This is a genomic window from Streptomyces sp. AM8-1-1 (assembly GCF_032229325.1).
In the GTDB taxonomy this organism is placed as follows: Bacteria; Actinomycetota; Actinomycetes; order Streptomycetales; family Streptomycetaceae; genus Streptomyces; species Streptomyces achmelvichensis.
This window is the reverse complement of record NZ_CP135086.1, coordinates 344,462-360,899: the sequence shown is the minus strand read 5'-3', so window position 1 is coordinate 360,899 and position 16,438 is coordinate 344,462. Positions and strand designations below refer to the sequence as shown.

14 protein-coding genes and 1 pseudogene are annotated in these 16,438 nt (G+C 67.6%); 8 read left to right on the top strand and 7 right to left on the bottom strand.

The window, feature by feature from the left end:
• Nucleotides 1–77 precede the first annotated feature (77 nt).
• Nucleotides 78–671 carry an MBL fold metallo-hydrolase gene (locus RPQ07_RS01575; RefSeq protein WP_313942143.1) on the top strand — a complete coding sequence of 198 codons (594 nt, stop codon included), beginning with the start codon at nt 78–80 and terminating at the stop codon, nt 669–671.
• Nucleotides 672–1,188: 517 nt separating this feature from the next.
• On the opposite strand, the gene RPQ07_RS01570 is transcribed toward RPQ07_RS01575, so the two are convergent.
• Both RPQ07_RS01570 and RPQ07_RS01565 read right to left on the bottom strand, forming a co-directional pair.
• Nucleotides 1,189–2,028, bottom strand: coding sequence for an SGNH/GDSL hydrolase family protein (locus RPQ07_RS01570; protein ID WP_313942142.1), 840 nt, complete (start codon nt 2,026–2,028; stop codon nt 1,189–1,191).
• The gene (locus tag RPQ07_RS01565; protein WP_313942141.1) at nt 2,015–2,584 is read right to left on the bottom strand and encodes a PadR family transcriptional regulator; all 570 of its coding nucleotides are present in this window, start codon (nt 2,582–2,584) and stop codon (nt 2,015–2,017) included. The genes RPQ07_RS01570 and RPQ07_RS01565 overlap by 14 nt, the downstream gene beginning before the upstream one ends.
• A gap of 340 nt (nt 2,585–2,924) precedes the next feature.
• On the opposite strand from RPQ07_RS01565, the gene RPQ07_RS01560 reads away from it, so the two are divergent.
• The gene (locus RPQ07_RS01560) at nt 2,925–4,361 is read left to right on the top strand and encodes a WGR domain-containing protein (RefSeq protein ID WP_313942140.1); all 1,437 of its coding nucleotides are present in this window, start codon (nt 2,925–2,927) and stop codon (nt 4,359–4,361) included.
• A 248-nt stretch (nt 4,362–4,609) separates the two neighbouring features.
• Here the strand turns inward: RPQ07_RS01560 and RPQ07_RS01555 are convergent, their stop codons facing one another.
• From RPQ07_RS01555 to RPQ07_RS01545, 3 genes are all read right to left on the bottom strand, one after another.
• On the bottom strand, nt 4,610–5,515 hold the full coding sequence (locus tag RPQ07_RS01555) for a DMT family transporter (RefSeq protein WP_313942139.1): 906 nt from the start codon (nt 5,513–5,515) through the stop codon (nt 4,610–4,612).
• A 918-nt stretch (nt 5,516–6,433) separates the two neighbouring features.
• Nucleotides 6,434–7,075: an RDD family protein gene (locus RPQ07_RS01550; RefSeq protein WP_313948744.1), complete on the bottom strand. Its 642-nt coding sequence runs from the start codon at nt 7,073–7,075 to the stop codon at nt 6,434–6,436.
• A 573-nt stretch (nt 7,076–7,648) separates the two neighbouring features.
• Entirely contained in the window at nt 7,649–8,200 is a 552-nt protein-coding gene (locus tag RPQ07_RS01545) for an AAA family ATPase (RefSeq protein ID WP_313942138.1), read from the bottom strand.
• A 795-nt stretch (nt 8,201–8,995) separates the two neighbouring features.
• On the opposite strand from RPQ07_RS01545, the gene RPQ07_RS01540 reads away from it, so the two are divergent.
• The 6 genes and pseudogenes from RPQ07_RS01540 to RPQ07_RS01515 all read left to right on the top strand — a co-directional run.
• Nucleotides 8,996–12,322 (top strand): RHS repeat-associated core domain-containing protein, encoded by a 3,327-nt coding sequence (locus tag RPQ07_RS01540; protein WP_413777689.1) that lies wholly within the window; start codon nt 8,996–8,998, stop codon nt 12,320–12,322.
• A 65-nt stretch (nt 12,323–12,387) separates the two neighbouring features.
• Nucleotides 12,388–12,597 (top strand): hypothetical protein, encoded by a 210-nt coding sequence (locus tag RPQ07_RS01535; protein ID WP_313942136.1) that lies wholly within the window; start codon nt 12,388–12,390, stop codon nt 12,595–12,597.
• Between the two features lie 214 nt (nt 12,598–12,811).
• Nucleotides 12,812–13,099: a hypothetical protein gene (locus tag RPQ07_RS01530; RefSeq protein ID WP_313942135.1), complete on the top strand. Its 288-nt coding sequence runs from the start codon at nt 12,812–12,814 to the stop codon at nt 13,097–13,099.
• 532 nt (nt 13,100–13,631) lie between these two features.
• On the top strand, nt 13,632–14,609 hold the full coding sequence (locus tag RPQ07_RS01525) for a hypothetical protein (RefSeq protein WP_313942134.1): 978 nt from the start codon (nt 13,632–13,634) through the stop codon (nt 14,607–14,609).
• A gap of 176 nt (nt 14,610–14,785) precedes the next feature.
• Entirely contained in the window at nt 14,786–15,139 is a 354-nt protein-coding gene (locus RPQ07_RS01520) for a hypothetical protein (protein WP_075032794.1), read from the top strand.
• 60 nt (nt 15,140–15,199) lie between these two features.
• A pseudogene (locus tag RPQ07_RS01515) lies at nt 15,200–15,405 on the top strand (IS5/IS1182 family transposase); the annotation flags it as partial.
• 150 nt (nt 15,406–15,555) lie between these two features.
• On the opposite strand, the gene RPQ07_RS01510 reads toward RPQ07_RS01515, so the two are convergent.
• Nucleotides 15,556–15,918, bottom strand: a complete 363-nt coding sequence (locus RPQ07_RS01510; RefSeq protein ID WP_313942133.1) for a hypothetical protein — start codon at nt 15,916–15,918, stop codon at nt 15,556–15,558.
• A gap of 183 nt (nt 15,919–16,101) precedes the next feature.
• Nucleotides 16,102–16,302: a hypothetical protein gene (locus RPQ07_RS01505; protein ID WP_313942132.1), complete on the bottom strand. Its 201-nt coding sequence runs from the start codon at nt 16,300–16,302 to the stop codon at nt 16,102–16,104.
• Nucleotides 16,303–16,438 lie beyond the last annotated feature (136 nt).

Here is a 16,438-nt window from a genome sequence, read left to right as displayed (position 1 = left end):
CAGTGTGGCACCAATCCTGCGATCAGCGGCAGTTGTGCCACTGGTGAGCAGTGGACCAGGCCGGAAGGATTGAGGCCATGACAGACGCACCGCTCGGCCGTAGTGCCGTGTACACGATCCTGACCACCGGATACGTCGGCTCCACCGGCCCCGGTGTCGCCGCCACCGTTTCCTACGTGTCCGACGCCGGCCGGCATGTGATCTTCGACCCCGGCATGGTGGCGAGCCGCGACGACATCCTCGGCCCGCTCGCCGAGTTGGGGCTCGGCCCCGACGACATCACCGATGTCGTACTCAGCCACCACCACCCGGACAACACGATGAACGTGGGCCTGTTCCAACGGGCCACCGTGCACGACCACAAGGTGGAGTACCAGGGCGACCAGTGGAAGAACCGTGACGCGGAGGGTTACGAACTGACCCCGTCGCTGCGGCTGATCCGCACACCGGGACACAGCCCTGAGGACATCACTCTGCTGGCCGGCACGGACACGGGCGTGGTGGCGTTCGCCGGTGACCTGTGGTGGCACTCGGAGGGCCCGGCGGACGACCCGGTGGCCCCCGACCGTGAGGTGTTGCGCGCCTCCCGGCTGCGGGTGATGACTGCCGCGGACGTGATCGTGCCCGGCCACGGCGGCCCGTTCAGGCCCGACGACACCACGCCGCGCTAGCCGTACTGCCCCGTGCGGGCTGCTGAGTCGGGACCGGATGGGCTTCTCTCACCGTCTCGGCCGGCGTCGCCTGGAGGAGGCGCGGTGCGCGGCCAGGTCGATCGGCTACGGCGGCATCGTGGCCGCACAGAGCCTTGTAGGTGCCTCACCTTGGGCTCGTGCTGACGAAGTTCGACAGGGGCGTCCCTATGGTGCTTTGCCCGCACTGCCGTTGACCGGCCCGGCACCATGTCAGCACGCGTCGAGGCCTAGGAGAACGACCTCGTGACTGACGTCGACACCTCGATGATCTCACCGGCTCCTACGGCGCTGCCGGGGCGACTTCGACCTGTCAGGCCTCCGGCACGCTGACCCCCTGCATCAGCACCTCCGGGCGGCCGACATCCCGGCCCACCAAGTGCCCTGACGCCCGCGGCGGGGGCAGGGCACTGCCGTACTCGGCATTGCCCTGCCCCTCGCAGGCATCTGTCCGATGGCCGTGTCGGACGAAACCCGATCCGTCGGTTCTCCGACGTGGCTAACGGGCGCCGCCTTCTCCAGGTGCCTGCGGCCCGGGCAGACCGACGGGCAACAGCTGCGGACGCTTCGCCGAACGGCCGTCGCCGCTGGACCGGCCGCGTAGGCGGCGGCCGATCCAGGGACCCAGGAAACCGGCGGCCCAGCGCAGTTCGGCCGTCAGCGCCTGCACCGTGCCGGGGGCCGACACGGGCGGCAGCGGGTGCGTCCAGGTGTCGTCACTGCCGGGCAGACAGAGGGTGTGGGCTACGGCAGCGGCGATCCGCTCGTGGCCGAGCGGGCCGGCGTGCAGCCGGTCCACCGTCCACAGCCGCGGATCGGTGGTGACCGCGTACCCGCCGGTGTCGACGACTGTGACCCCGTGCCGGGACGCCGCTGCCTGCACCCGGGCGTTCAGATCGGTCAACCGGGGCGCGAGCGGGCGGGCCATGGGCGCGATCTTCGAGAGGTCGGGAAAGGCGAGCGTGACCACGTGGGCCCCGGACGCCGTCAGCGCGGCGAACATCGCCTCCAGCTCCCCGGCCACCTCCGCGGCGTCGTACCGCGGCCGCAGTATGTCGTTGACCCCGGCCACGACGGTGACCAGATCGGGGCGCAGGGCCAGGGCGGGTTCCAGCTGTTCGGCGCGAACCTGGCGGGCGACACGGCCGCGTACGGCGAGGTTCGCGTACCGGAGCGCCGGGTCGGCGGCCGCCAGCAGTTCCGCGAGCCGATCGGCCCAGCCGCGCAGCCCGGCGATGTCGTCACCGTCGCCGACCCCTTCGGTCTGACTGTCGCCGAGGGCCACGTAGCGCTCGTATACGCGGGGTCCGAGTGACTCGCCGAGCTCAGTTTCCGGCACGGGACACCTGCCGCTCCCGCAGAGCCGCGGCGGTGCTCAGGCACCAGTCCCGGTGCTCCTCCTCGAAGACCAGGCCGCGCCGGCAGGTCAGGTACGGGCCGACGGGCTCGCCGTGGAGCAGAAACTCCTTCTCGTCCGCGTCACCACGCATGCGGCTCAGCAGCTTCGCGAGCAGTTCGATCTTGGACTCGGCGGCCGCCGCGCGCGCCTCCAGCTGTTCGATCACCGACCCGGCGTCGACGCGGTCGACGGCCTGGACCTTGACGAGCAGGTCGTCCCGGATGAACGAGGGCTTCGACGCGGCTGCCGCGAAGTGCTCCAATTCGGCGAGCCCGGCATCGGTGACCGTGAACAGCCGCTTGTTGGGCCGGGTTTCCTGCACCACCTGGCGGCCCGTGACCAGCCCGTCCTTCTCCAGCTTGGCCAGCTCGGCGTAGAGCTGCTGGGGGAGGGCGTGCCAGAAGTTCGCGACGCCCAGGTCGAACGCCTTGGCCAGCTCGTACCCGCTGAACTCGCCGTCCAGCAGGGCCGCCAGCACAGCATGTCTCAGAGCCATCGAAGCACTCCCTCCGCCCGCTCTCTCATCGCTCTCTCGCTTCCTGCGTCGTGTTCGGAGCCATCCTACTCAAGGATAAGAATAGTCATATTCTTGAATAGTCGAGACTCGTGGAAGCCGTCGAAGTCCGCGACCACGCCACGTACGGCGGCCGGGGATGGAAGAACTCACCGGGCTTGGCCGACCGGGCGGCAGCGTTCGCCATGACGACATCCCCGCCCTCAGTGCTGAGCAGACGGGCACGTCTCCTCGGATCCTGCCGGGCAGGGCAAGCCCGGCAGGACCGCGAACTGCACCTCGGCCCGGCCCGTTGTCAGTGGCCTGCTCTAGCGTTCTCGACATGACGACGAAGACCTATCTGGAGCTGTCGCAGGACGGCGACGGCGCGCACAAGTTCTACGAAGTAACCGTCGACGGACTGGTGGTGTCGGTCCGTTACGGACGGATCGGCGCCGCCGGGCAGACACAGTCCTCCACGTTCACCACCGCGGACAAGGCGCGCGCCGCGGCAGCGAAGAAGATAGGCGAGAAGGTCCGCAAGGGGTATGCCCCGGCGGTCCAGGGGCAGCGGGCGGCCCGCTCCGTCACCCGCCGCGCGGTCACCTCCGCACCCTCGACCGCCCGCGCGGTCGCGCCGGTCCTGTGGCGGTTCAGGACCGGCTCATCCGCCTTCGGTATCCATGTCGACGACGACCGCTGCTGGGTCGGCAACCAGGCCGGTGATGTGTACACCCTCAGCCACGCCGGCGAGGTCCAGGCCCGCTTCTCTCTCCCGGACGGGGTGAAGTGTTTGGTCGCCGACGACTTCTGGATCTACGCGGGCTGTGACGACGGCCGGGTGTACGACCTGTCGTCGAAGCTGCCCTTCGCCGCCTACGACATCGCCGCGGACGTCGACATCTTCTGGCTGGACATCCACGAGGGCGTGCTGAACGTGGCCGACCGGTCCGGCCGGCTGACCGTCATCGACCATGAGGACGAACATCAGTGGTCCCGCGGTGGCCGAGGCGAGCACGCCTGGATGGTCCGCGCCGACGGCGGCGCCGTCTACTACGGCGACACCCGAGGTGTGACGGCGTACGCCCTGGACGGAGGCGGCGAGATCTGGCACACCGACAGCCAGGGCGCGGTGCTCTTCGGCTGGCAGGAGGACACCGCCGTCTACGCGGGCACGGCACACAGGAAGGTCCAGCGCCTCGCCAAGAAGGACGGCCGTGTCGAAGCGGTGTACGCGTGCGACAGCACCGTGTACTCCTGCGCGACCTCCCCGAGCGGCCGCTTCGTCTTCGCCGCTGATGCCGCCTCCTCGGTGTACTGCTTCGCCGAGGACGGCACGCGTCTGTGGAAGCTGGGCACGGGCGCGGGTTCGGCACTCTCCATGCAGTACCGGGACGAGCGGCTCTATCTGGTGACCTCGGACGGTTCCCTGGTGTGCGTGGACGCGAGCGAGGCCGCGATCACTGCCGCCCAGCAGGGCACCGTCCCTGTCGCCAGGGACGTCAAGCTCGCGGCGGCGCTGCCCACCTACGAACCGGCGACGACGGTCGCGGCAGTGACGACGGTGAGCACCGCACCCGCCGGCTCGGTCATCGTGGAGTGCGTCCAGGAAGGCGGCCGGACCCGGGTCCATGTGCTGTCGGACGGCTATGAACGGTCGTGGAACGTGCAGTTCCCCAGAGCCATCCGGGAAGCCGGCACGCGCTACGCGGTCGACGCCCTGCACCCGGCGTCGGGCGGCTTCTACCGGGTCCGTGGCGACATCCGGCGACTGCTGTGACCGGGGGCACCCGGGCATCCTGAGGACGAGGCCGAACTTCCCGCCGAAGCCGACCCACTTGCCCGGTTGTGCGCCGCTCTTCGGCTCGACGAGCAGCTGGATCGCACGGCGGAGCGGGCATCCCGGTAGTAGCGCTCGGCGGCGGTCTGTTCGGTCCAGCTGCCCGCGCCGCGCAGGGGATGTGCCTTCGGCCAGGCACTGCGGGACAGATCGGGCCGTGCGTCGCGTGGGCCGTTGACGTCGTCCCGTCATGTGGTTGTGGCAGTGGAGTGCTGGTCCTGTTGGTGCTCGGCGCCCGGCGTCACGCATTCTTCGAGGCACCGGGTGCGCGACAGGGTGAAGACGCCGTAGGACAGCAGGGCGGCGCCGAACAGGGCCGGCACGAGCCACAGCCCCTGACGCACAGACTCCGCGTAGAGCGTCACCCCGAGGGCGAAGCTCACCACCGCATCACCCAGAGTGAGGGCGGGCTGCGAAGCGATGAGCGGGCCTGCCTGCAGTGCGTATCCGAGCAGGAAGACGGACGCCGAGCCCACGATCGCGAAGCTGTAGGTCTGCCACGCCAGGAAGAAGCCGGTGGCTCCCTCTTCGGACAGGATGGTCATGGCCGACTTGACCAGCGCGGCTGTGACGGCGTTGCCGATGGCGGCCGCGGCGGCCAGGCACGCCGCACGGGCCAGGCCGTGCGGGCGCCGCAGCCCCGTCACGACGAGGAGTGCCGCCATCCCGCCGGTGGCGGCGAGGGCGGGTACCCACAGGACTCCGGGAACCTGGGAACGCCCGCCGCTGGGCGCCGTGGAGAAGAGGCTGAGAGCCAGTCCCGCGAAGATGAACACCACGCACAGCCACGCCGTCCGTGAGATTCGGACACGGAACACGGCGCTGCCGATCAGGAGGGCAAGCGGCAGTTCCAGGATGAAGATCGGCTGGATGGCGGCCAGGGACCCCGACGCCAGGGCCAGCGCCTGGAAGAGCGCAGCGAACACCACACCGAGGATTCCGCCGAACCAGGCCGGATTGTGCAGCAGGCTCCGGACCAGGCCGAACCGCTTCGCGGGGGATTCGGGCACGTTCAGCACCGCGCGCCGCTGCAGCACGGTGCCCAGGGCGTTGCTGACCGCAGACAAGAGGGCAAACAGGACTGCCAGAATCATCCCTCATCGCACCGCTTCTGGATCTTCGACTGCCTCCTGGGGCAACGCTGGGGAGGGCCGCGATCCTGTCGTTTACCGGAGATACGTGGTGTGACCGTTATGACGGGTATGTCGAGAAGATTCTATCCAACACGGTTCGGAGTGGGCGGGCGCTCAGCGGCTGCGTACGGGCCGGGACGGGGCGAAGCGGGTGTCTCGGGGCCAGCGCCGACCGGAACCGGCTGCCGTTGATGAGTCCGGGCAGATGCGCGGCCTGGACCGGGTTCGTCCGGCCATGCCTGCGGCGTGGACTGGAGCATTGAACCCGCCTGGTCCCGGGGTCTCGCCCAGCCCGCACTCCTCGACGACGCATCCCATATCGCCGTGTCGCCTTGTCTGTCGACCACGGACGCTCCGAGCCGGCGGCGGTGGCTCTGGCGGAGTCGCCGATGACGAATGGTCTCGTGGCCCGAGGGCGGATTTTGTGACGAGGGGCTGCTGTTCGCGCTGGGCGCTCGCAGGACATCGAGCCGCGGATCTCGCACTTGGCGGGGGAGCGCCACACTCAACTGGCGCTGATCGCGACCGGGCTCGGGTCCGCGACGCACCCCGGCCGGACCGCGGTCCGGTGCCCGACGGCGTGGCGCTCGTTCCCGTACGGCAGCAAGTGCGGTGCCACGTCTACGAGTGCGGCGCACAAACACCGACCTGCGCCACTCGATCAGGGCGGCGGTCCGACCACTCACGTGCGCGGCCGCCCGATCGTGCGCCCATGCGGGCGGAGTGAGCGCTCGCCCCGGAGGCTTCCTGCGGGCAGGCGCCGACGCGCCGACGGCGGCAGCAAGATGTGGTGCCGGGGTGGCGGCGCGGAGATCGTGTCGTTGTGCTGCCGGTCGGGACGGCCTGGTGCGGCCGTCCCGGCCGACATCGGTCGGTGGCTCAGCCCTTGGGGACCTTGACGACCACCGTGTTGCACACCTTGTCGGCGAAGGTCTGCTTCTTGGCGTCCCACAGCGGCCACAGCCAGCCGAGGTAGCAGGCGATGCTGTCCAGGAAGTGCGCGAGCTTGCGCACGAACGCCATGCCGAAGCCGAGGGTGCTGCCGTCGGCCTCCCGGAGCAGGCTGATGCCGAGGACCTTCTTGCCGATCGTCTGACCGGTCTTGCCCTCCTTGAACAGCTGGAAGAAGCCCATGCCGATGGCGTAGACGAGGCCAATGGCGAAGAAGGGCCCCGGGCCGGCGTTCGCCGGGTCGTCGCTGGAGGCCAGATCGATGAACCCCAGGGCGTACATCGGGCCCACGATGATCAGTGCGTCGAGCAGGTACGCGCCGACGCGGTGCCCCCAGTGGGCCAGCGGTGGCATCCCCGCTCCCGGCATGCTGGGCATTCCGGGGGGCGGGTACGCCCCGTACGGCTGCGGCGCCTGCTGCGGGTAGCCGTACTGCGGCGGAACCCCCTGCGGTGCCTGCTGCGGATAGCCGTACTGCGGGGACGCGTCCTGCGGTCCCTGCGGCGGATAGCCGGGCTGGCCCTGCGGAGGCTGCTGGTTGTAGGGGTTGTTGGGGTCGCCGAAGCTCATGGCGAGTCTCTCCATGCCTGAAATGGGGACGAAGCGACCTGCGCGGAGGGCCATTTCGCGGCATGAGCCATGTGCCCCCCGTGAAGCCGCGATCTTGCGCGCTCATCGTGTTCATAAACCGACGGGTTGTCCAATCTGATCATCAGCCCCGCATGCGGCGATGTGCGCCGAGCCACCCCTCGCGATGCACCGCGAACCGCGCCGGTGGCGCGTCACCGGGCAGCGAGCTCGCGAAGTCCCCGGAGGCGTTCGCGGCGGGCGTCAGGCGCAGCAACGCGCCCCGCCGTCGTGCGGCATCTCGGCGATGACGGAATTCGCCCAGGCGAACAGGCGCTCCGGTAGGTCCAGGTCCGCGCACCTCACCCCGCTGCGCGGGACATTGCCGGCGTGACCAAGGCGTGGACCCCACCGGAAGGGCTCCATCGAAGCGGAACTCCACCGATGTGCGCGCCATTGTCCGTTGGCCGTCGCCGTGCAGGTCCAGCCCCAGCACCGACACGTGACTGTTCCCTCCCAGTGCTCTCCCCTGGCGAACGAGCTGCCGCGACTGCGCAGGGTCTTGGGGATGGGTTGTCAATTCACCAGGGCGCGATGGCGAGCTTCTCGGACGACGCGATCAACGGTCTCCTCGGGAGTAAGGGCCGCGGTGTCGAACCACCAGCCGACATCGCCGAGCTCGCGCTTCATGTCGGCGTCGAGACCTTCATAGCCGTCGAAGTCGAACCGGTCACGCGGATCACGGATGGTATTGCGGTACTGACACACCTCGATGCCCGGTGCGAGAACGACGAACAAGACCTGCCGGGCCGGGAGGAGATCGAGGAAGAAGTCCAACTTCTCGCGGGAGGGGATGACCGCGTCGATCAGCGGCGCGAAGCCGGCGTCTGCGAAGTTGTTCGCCAGCGCGCACAGATTCCGGTGCAACAGCTCCACTTGCCGTGCCGCTTCGTCAGCGGGCTCGCCAAGGGCCCAGACGAAGCCGTTGACAATCATCCCGTTGAGCTCATCGCCGTCGAGCCGAGCGGAGCGCGCCAGCCGCTCGGCGACGAGCCGGGTCACCGTCGATTTCCCGGCCCCCGGCATCCCGGACACGATCAGGCAGTCCGGTGTCTCAGCTGTGATCACGCCGACAATGGTGTCAGCGTGCCCCGGTGGTCGGCAATCGCGTTTTCAAGGCCGGGTTCCTGTCAGGTGGCGTCGTCGTCTCGCAGGCGGGCGTCGGGATGTCCGCGCGAACCGCCATGCACTACCTGCGCGATGCCCGCCCTGGGCGCAGCGGCCCCGTCCCCGTGTCTGAGGTCCTGGGAGAGATCCGGAGAGCCAAGTGCCTGCGCGCTCAGGCTCTGATCAAGTGAGGAGGGCTCAGATCGGCTGCCTGCGTGGGGTTGTTGAACCAATGCCATGCAAGTGCATCACGCTCTGGACCCTAGCCCTCCTTGCCCCTCGGGGCGCTGTTGGCTCGGGTGCACCTCTGGCTTTGTCCACGAGTTCGACGGCACATTGACACTGGCTCCGGGTCACCTGGAGAACACCGCCCCGCGCCGAACCTGCTGGCCCCGGACCGCGATTGGTCGTGGGGCTGCGGTTGCTCCCCAGCCACATCTTGGCCACATCGCTTCACCACGAGAGCGATTCTTTCCGGCCATCTCCAGGACGGGTGCTGTGCCCGACGCCGGTCGATAACTATTGCCGTACGGCAACTTCGAAGCCGTGGGCTCCCCGCAAGGTCGTCGCAAACTCGCCCGCATGTTCGAAAGGATCGTGGGAAACCCATACCGGTCGTGAAGCCGCTGTGACAGCGTGTGCGACTCCAGTGGCCGTGGGGGCCGCTGTGGTTTCTCTTCCTGTGGGGGGAAGTGCATGGTTTCGCGTGCTTCCGGCACGCCGTTCCGGCGTGCCCGTATGTCTGCAAGACACTCATTGACAGCGGCCGTTGCTGTGCTCGCGCTGGGGGCCTCGGCGCTTCCGGCGTTCGCCGCGCCGACACCGCCGCCTGCCGATCCGGGCGCGGGATCGGTTTGGGGAAAGAAGGCGGCACCGCTCACCCGGCCGCCGGTGAAGGTGGGCTCCACCAAGCCCGTACCGGGCGAGGCGGAGGCGGCTCCGTCGAAGGAGGAGGCGGCGTGGCGGGCGGCGCAGAAGGAGCGCGCCCGTACCGGTGACGTTCCATCCGGTAGGGCCCGGTCAGCAACGTCCGGCACCCTGGTCTATGTGCCCGAGGGGCAGGGGTCGGTGCCGTGGCATCAGATCTCCGACTTCCGCATCACCGACTCACTCGTCGCGCGAATCAACCTGTCGAACGGCAACCTGATGCTCGCAGGGACCGATTTCGAGGTCGCGGGTGTGGGCCAGAAGCTGCGCCTCGCGCGTACGTACAACTCGCTGGACGCCCCGTGGGGCAAGGTCTCGCAGCGCTGGTGGCAGGAGTACGAGCGGTATCTCCAGGTCTTCGACTCCGAGGTGGTCGTCTACGACGCGAGCGGCGACGCGGTCCGCTTCACCGAGAACGCTGACGGCACCTTCGCCACACCCAAGGGCTACTCGAAGGACCTGAAGAAGAACGCCGACGGCACGTACACCCTGACCAGCCGCAAGTCGGGCGTGAAGGACACCTACGACGCGAACGGGACGCTGACGAAGGTGACCGATCGCAACAAGGGCACCATCACCGTCGAGCAGCACGACGACGGCAGTGAGCACAAGGGCTTCAAACTCACGGAGACCCGCTCGGGCCGATGGATCGACCTGCTCAAGACCTACCCGAATCAGTGGCAGGCCAAGGACCACACCGGCCGCACCGCGGTGTACGACCTTGACCCTGACGGCAACCTGGCCCGGACGACCGACACCGAGGGCAAGGCCACCACGTTCGGATACGACACGGACGGCCGCGTCGTGAAGATCACCACGCCCGAGGGGCGTGTCACCACCTTCACCTACGACGACCAGAACCGCGTCACGTCCATGCTCCGCGCGACAGACTTCGACGGATCCGGCCACACCGGCCCGACCTACACCTATGGCTACTCCGCCGGCACGCCGTCAGCAGCGGGAACGACGACGGTCACCGACCCGGAGCAGCACGCCACGAAGTACGAGCACGACGGCAACGGCAAGGTCGGCAAGGTGACCGACGCACTCGGGCACTCGCGGTCGAAGACGTTCGACGCCAACAACAACGTCCAGACCGCCACCGACGCCATGGGGACGGGCGGGACGGGTGGCAATGTGACCACCTACGGCTGGGACGGCCGCAACAACCCGACCTCCGCCAAGCTGCCCACCGGCGCGACGTCGTCGCTCACCGGCTACCAGACCAAGTCCGGCGCGGACCTGCCCGGTTCGATGACGACCGCGGACAACGAGAAGACCGACTACACCTACGACGACGCCGGCAACACCAAGTCGGTGGCGGTCACCGGCACGGGCGGCGGCTCGGAGACGTACGACTACAACACCTCCAGCCCCACCTGCGGAGGCTTCGAGGGCCAGCGGTGCAAGGCCACGACGAAGATGAGCTCGACCAAGTCGGTCTCCACGTCGTTCCACTACGACCCCAAGGGCAACCTCGACAAGGTCACCCCGCCCGCGCCCCTCGGGCAGACGACCTACACCTACGACGACCTCGGCCGCCCGAAGACCGTCAAGGACGGCCGCGGGGTCACCACCCTGTACGAGTACGACCACCGCGACCGGGTCACCAAGGTCGACACGTCCGGCTACGCGACCGTCATCTACTCCTACGACGGCGACGGCAACCTCAAGCAGCGATCCGACCGCTCGGGCGTCATCACGTACGACTTCGATCCGCTGTCCCGCGAGACCATCCGCACCCTGCAGAACGGGTCGCAGACCAAACTGACCTACACCCCGGCGGGCAATGTCGACACCTACCAGGATCCGGCCGGAGTCACCGACTACACCTGGAACGAGGTCAACCGGCTCAAGGAGTTCAAGGACCCGACGGGCAAGAAGACCACGTACACCTACAACAACAACGACGTCCGCACCAAGACGACCTACCCCGGCGGCACGGTCCACGAGGTGACGCCGGACAAGTCGGGCCGCCCGGAGAAGATCAAGGCAACCTCGCCGAAGGGCACCCTGGTCGACCTCTCCTACTCCTATGCCAACGCGGGCAAGGACGGCGGCAAGATCCGCACCAAGACCGATGCCGCCGCGGGGCTGAAGACCAGCTACACCTACGACAGTGCCGGCCGTTTTTCGTACGCGAAGGAGGAGAAGGGCAGCACGCTCACCTCCTCCTGGCAGTACTGCTACGACATGGCGGGCAACCTCACCTCCCAGGGCACCGACCCCGGCTGCCCGCGCGGTACCACCTACACCATCAACGACGCCCAGCAGGTCACCGCGAAGAACGGCGACACGAGCGGCTGGTCCTACGACAAACTCGGCAACGAAACCGCCGGCGCTCCCACCCCCGAGTCCATCCGCACGGCTGAGAAGTGGTCGGACTACTCGCAGTTGACCTCGATCACCGTCGGCGGCACGACGTACGCCGGCCAGTACGGCTCCACCGACCAGAGCGAGCGCATCAAGCTCGGTGACACGTTCTTCCACAACGGACCGCTCGGGCTCTCCGCCAAGTCGACGGCCGGAGTGGACATGGGATTCAACCGGGAACCCGGGGGCACCCTCAACTCCATGACGACCGGGGGCAAGACGTACTACTACCTCACCGACGCGCTCGGCTCCGTCGTCGCGCTCGCCGACGACACCGGCGCCAAGGTGAACTCGTACGCCTACAGTCCCCGCGGCGTCCGCATCCTCGCCACCACGACTGAAAGCGTCCCCCAGCCGTACCGGTTCGCGGGCGGTTTCCAGGACCCGACCGGCCTCTACCACTACGCGGCCCGCTACTACGACCCCAACATCGGCCGCTTCACCAGCCCGGACCCCTCCGGCCAGGAGAAGAACCCCTACCTCTACGCCGAAGGCGACCCCGTCAACCGCATCGACCCGACAGGGCTCGCAGCGTGGGACGCCCTGGGCATGGTAGGTGACGCAATTCAAGGCGTAAGCCACCTGGTTGAGGGGGACACTCGGGCGCTCTGGGGCGACGTCGCAGGGTTCGTGGCAGGCGCCGCCGTTCTGGCCGTGTGCGAGAGCATCATGTTGGGTGGAGCTATTCCCACGGCCGGCGCATCGGCAGTGGCGGGCCAAGCAGTCTGCTTTGCAGGCTCTTGGGGCGCCAGCACGTTTGTTTCCAACACAGTCGGCGGATAGAGGAATTGCGGGTGGGAGGGTCCTCTCCGATCCTCCCACCCCCCATAGCTCTGGAGAGGACTACGATGAGTCGTCTGGGATGGACCCTCGAACAGGAAGCCGGAGTAAAGCGCTATTTTGCTATTGGCTCTTTCTTCACGCTTCTCGGAATTATCCTCTCCGTGGTGCTCATTGCCATGGGGAACACCGGAGGATGGGCTCTCCTTGCGATCGTTGTCATCACATGGACTGCCGGCTACTTCTTTCTCAAGACCACACGCAAAAGCCAACCTTGACGCAGGCGTCGCCGTGCAACAGCGCCGGGTGTTGCCACGCAGGTGCTTCCAGGACCCGCCCGGCCTCCACCGCACTATGCCGCCCGCTACTGCGACCCCAACATCGGCCGCTTCACCAGCCCCGACCCCTCCGGCCGGGAGAAGAACCCCTACCTTTGGTTGCCGGTCGCTATCCTGGTGATCCTCTACTGCAGCGGCCACCGGGACGGCGTCAGTGAACAGGCTCCCCGTGCAGAACGGTGGCGAGGACTTCCTCTGCCTCTTCATCGAACCGTACTGTGACGTCTTCTGGTTGAAACCCGGTGACGAGTTCACCGTTGTGCCTGCTGATGAGGTGTCGGATCCCCAATTCACGGTGGTTGCGGTCAAGCACCGTCTGGTCGTCTGGATCTTCGAGGGCGGCGATCCCGCGAAGGTGATCGTCGACTACACGGTCATCGATAGCAAGGGAACTGAGCTGCCGGAGGGCTACCAGTGGCCTGCTGGCCGGATCCCATACTGACGCCCGAGTCCGAGAACTTTGCCTGCCTGACAACCCCGACAAGAGCCGCCCCGACATACAGGAGCCCTGGACCACGGCACGGGGATGTCCAGGGCTCCCGACTCTCGAGGATCCTGCGCACAACGCCCAGGCACGGCGCCGGTTACTTACCCGCCGACCAGCTGCAGCGGGCCAGCCGGGCTCCGCGCTGCGTGAGTCAGTACAGCTGCACACGGGTCAGGATGATGTCCAGATCAGCGGCGTCAGCGAGGGTGACGCACTGCGCAATGCCGAGATGACCGTCCGTGCCGAGCGGCATTCAGTGCTCACGAACCTGCGTAGAGCTGTGCATGATGCCTCCGCGATGCTTCGTCTGCGGGCTCCTATGACAGCGAATGGGTATGACATCCGGGGTCGGCAGTAGGGCCGGGTTGCCTGAGCGGCGGCGCCGTAAGGCCGCCGCCCTGATCGAACTTCCATAGGTGCACCGACCGGCCAGATGCGCGCTCAGTAGTCGGTGGTGCCGAATCGCGGAGTCCCATACGGTCGCTCTGTGATGATCAAAGTGGGTGAGCCGCGCAGGCTCGGCGTCCCGGTCCCCGAGGCGCGGTTGCACTTCGAGGCAGAACGACGGGAGAGTGGGGGCGCGCCGGGTCGTAGGTTGCTTGTAGTCGACGGGGACCCTGCGTTCGAGCTCAGCTTCTGGTGTGGAACGTGCCCGTTGCTGTTCCGCCGGTTGGAGACCGGGAAGCAGACGTTGTCGTTGGTGGGCGTGCAGGAGCAGCTCACCGGGACGCTGGCTGATCCGGGTGACGGTGGCGTGGTCGATGCGTTCGGTGCGTTGCTGCCGGAGGGAGAGTACCTTCCGTTGCTGCTGCGGGTGGAGCCTCGTCTGGTCATCCCCGGCAACGAAGGCGACTACTTCAGCGGTGAGCAGGTGGCCACGTGGGGGCTCGACCAGTTCTGGGGCCTGCCGGAGTATCCGCATACGCCGTACTACCGGACCTTCGAGACCGCGGTCGATGCCTCCGCTCACCTCTATGAGTTCGTTGTGCCCATGGTCCCCCCGACGTGGAACGTGAGGGAGCGTGTCGAGGAGTACGTCGAGCTCATGGGCCGGGGAGCGGTCCCGACGGCTGTGGCGGTCTCAACGCTGGACGTGTGCGAGCCATCCGCCGGTCTAGGGGCTGACCACTCCCGGCACTGGGTCTCACGCACTTCCTCCTCGACGGCCACCACAAACTGGAGGCTGCGGCCACAGCCGGTCGTCCGGTGCAACTCCTGTCACTCCTGGCCCTGGGCGAGGGCCTGGCCGGAGCTGAAGAGTGTGGTCGAGTGCCTGCCCTGCGCACTCAACTGCGCTCGGCCCGGGCAACCGGTATCTGACACTCAGCACCGGAGATCACATCTGCGGGCCGACGTGTCGCTGTCGTCGCTGCAGTGCAGGCTGAGCAGGCGCACGCCGACGCGGCGGCACCATTCTTGCGTGGACGCCCGACGGAAAAGGCATTACGTGTGGTCGGCTGACTGACCCGCCCCCCTCCTGCGACGAGCACGCTCAAGAAAGTGTCGCTGCCGCTGACTGAAGGCTGTCCCGAAACTGCTGGTCAAGGTGCGAAAACTGCGTGGCTGCTGAGTTCGCGGTGCGGGTATCGTCCGGTCCCTCGACCCGTCGTACCGGCGGCCTACGTTCAGAGAGCGATGCAGATGACCAGCCAGCAAGCAACGACGACCCTGTGGCGCCCTACCGGCCCCAAGGAGCTGGATCTGGTTCGCGAGCTGAACTGGCGTGCCTGGCCGCCCCGGCTGCCCGAGCAGCCGATCTTCTACCCGGTCCTCAACGAGGACTACGCGGTCAGGATCGCGCGGGACTGGAACGTGAAGCACGATGGCGCCGGGTTCGTCACTCGTTTTGAGGTCGAGTCGGTGTTCTTGAGCCGGTATCCCATCCAGCAGGCAGGCGGGCAGACGATCCTCGAGCTCTGGGTTCCGGCCGAAGAGCTGGACGACTTCAACGCCCACATTGTCGGTGAGATCCAGGTGGTCCAGGAGTTCCGCTGAGGCGTCGAGGCTTGATGACGGGGCACGCCGGCCCGGTGCGATGATCGCGGCGCGGCTGGTGTGATCACGGCGTCGGAGCCGTCCTGGACAGCGCCGTTCACCTGGCTGAGCCCACGTGTCTACGGGAAGCTGGTGACGGTGCTGTGGCGTGCGGGTGCTGATGCGGTCCGCAAGGTCGGCCGTGGAGCCTGTTTCTGGAGGACCGGGCCCTACAGGCCGCGGTGTACCGTCGCACGCACTTGACGATGCGCCAGCTCGCCGCGCTGCTCGTGGGACGGCGCGAGCCGTCCGGTCCCGCCTTCTGCATTGCGGTGATCGCGTCATCGCCGTAGCGGGCGGGAGTGGCATGGCCGGGACGCTGTCAACTCGGCCATGACGGGCTTCCTTCAGTAGGCGCGCGCGCCGCACTTCCGCTACTAAGCCGGGTCTCCTTGCCAGGCCATTGTCAGGTCGCCGGCAACCGGTGCAAGACCAGGCATCAGATTGCCCGTTCCCGTCATCCCTCTGGGCGGAAACGTGAATTGATCGAGGGTTGCGACCAAGCGCCGATGGCCATCGCCGCCCGGTACGGGAACCCACAAACCCAACTTCTGCCCCGCTGCGTCCCACTCCCATTCTCCCCTGGTGCTGAACGTTCCCGCGAGCAACGCGAGTTCTCCATCCCACCTGTCTCTTGGCCGGGGAGTGGAGAGCTTGGCATCGTCCCACATGATGTCGATGATGGTCTTCTGGGGAACCCAGCTCGGAAAGATCACCACGTGTCCGCCGTGTTGCCCCATAGCCGTCTCCTCGGTCGTGCGCTGAGGCTCTGATCGTGTCGTTGCCGAGCAGGTCCTCGGTGGGCTCAGCAGCGGATTGCGTCGCGCCGCCGAACTGCGGTGGCCCCAGCGAGACGCCCCCCTGACCGATCGACCAGGTGCGCTCGGAATCACACGACTGTGACCCGCACCAAGGCGGAAGTCCTAGAATTCCGGCTCTTGGGGGATGCCTTCGCGGTCGTTGTCCGTGTCGAGTTCGAGTCCTGCTGTCGGACGTCGGTCCGGAGGCCGCTTGGACGGCTGCTTCTTGCCCTCGGGTTCGCTCCGGTGCTTCTGTCCTTCGTCCTGTGCCTTGTCCGGGCGGTTCCGGCCCGACTCGTCCGGCATTGGCGCGTTCCCGCTCATGGCGCTCCTTGCATGCCCGATGGAAAAGAACGTTCACAACCAGGCTGACATAGCGGGAAGTGCTACGCACTTTAAGCATCCTGAAACGCCGATGCCTGACGCACTCCTTGTCGATCGGTGTCAGGCACCAACTCGA

Coding starts and splice junctions, on each gene's coding strand:
- RPQ07_RS01575 (WP_313942143.1), top strand. CDS start 78: ATGACAGACGCACCGCTCGGCCGTAGTGCCGTGTACACGATCCTGACC.
- RPQ07_RS01565 (WP_313942141.1), bottom strand. CDS start 2,584: ATGGCTCTGAGACATGCTGTGCTGGCGGCCCTGCTGGACGGCGAGTTC.
- RPQ07_RS01560 (WP_313942140.1), top strand. CDS start 2,925: ATGACGACGAAGACCTATCTGGAGCTGTCGCAGGACGGCGACGGCGCG.
- RPQ07_RS01555 (WP_313942139.1), bottom strand. CDS start 5,515: ATGATTCTGGCAGTCCTGTTTGCCCTCTTGTCTGCGGTCAGCAACGCC.
- RPQ07_RS01550 (WP_313948744.1), bottom strand. CDS start 7,075: ATGAGCTTCGGCGACCCCAACAACCCCTACAACCAGCAGCCTCCGCAG.
- RPQ07_RS01535 (WP_313942136.1), top strand. CDS start 12,388: ATGAGTCGTCTGGGATGGACCCTCGAACAGGAAGCCGGAGTAAAGCGC.
- RPQ07_RS01520 (WP_075032794.1), top strand. CDS start 14,786: ATGACCAGCCAGCAAGCAACGACGACCCTGTGGCGCCCTACCGGCCCC.
- RPQ07_RS01510 (WP_313942133.1), bottom strand. CDS start 15,918: ATGGGGCAACACGGCGGACACGTGGTGATCTTTCCGAGCTGGGTTCCC.
- RPQ07_RS01505 (WP_313942132.1), bottom strand. CDS start 16,302: ATGAGCGGGAACGCGCCAATGCCGGACGAGTCGGGCCGGAACCGCCCG.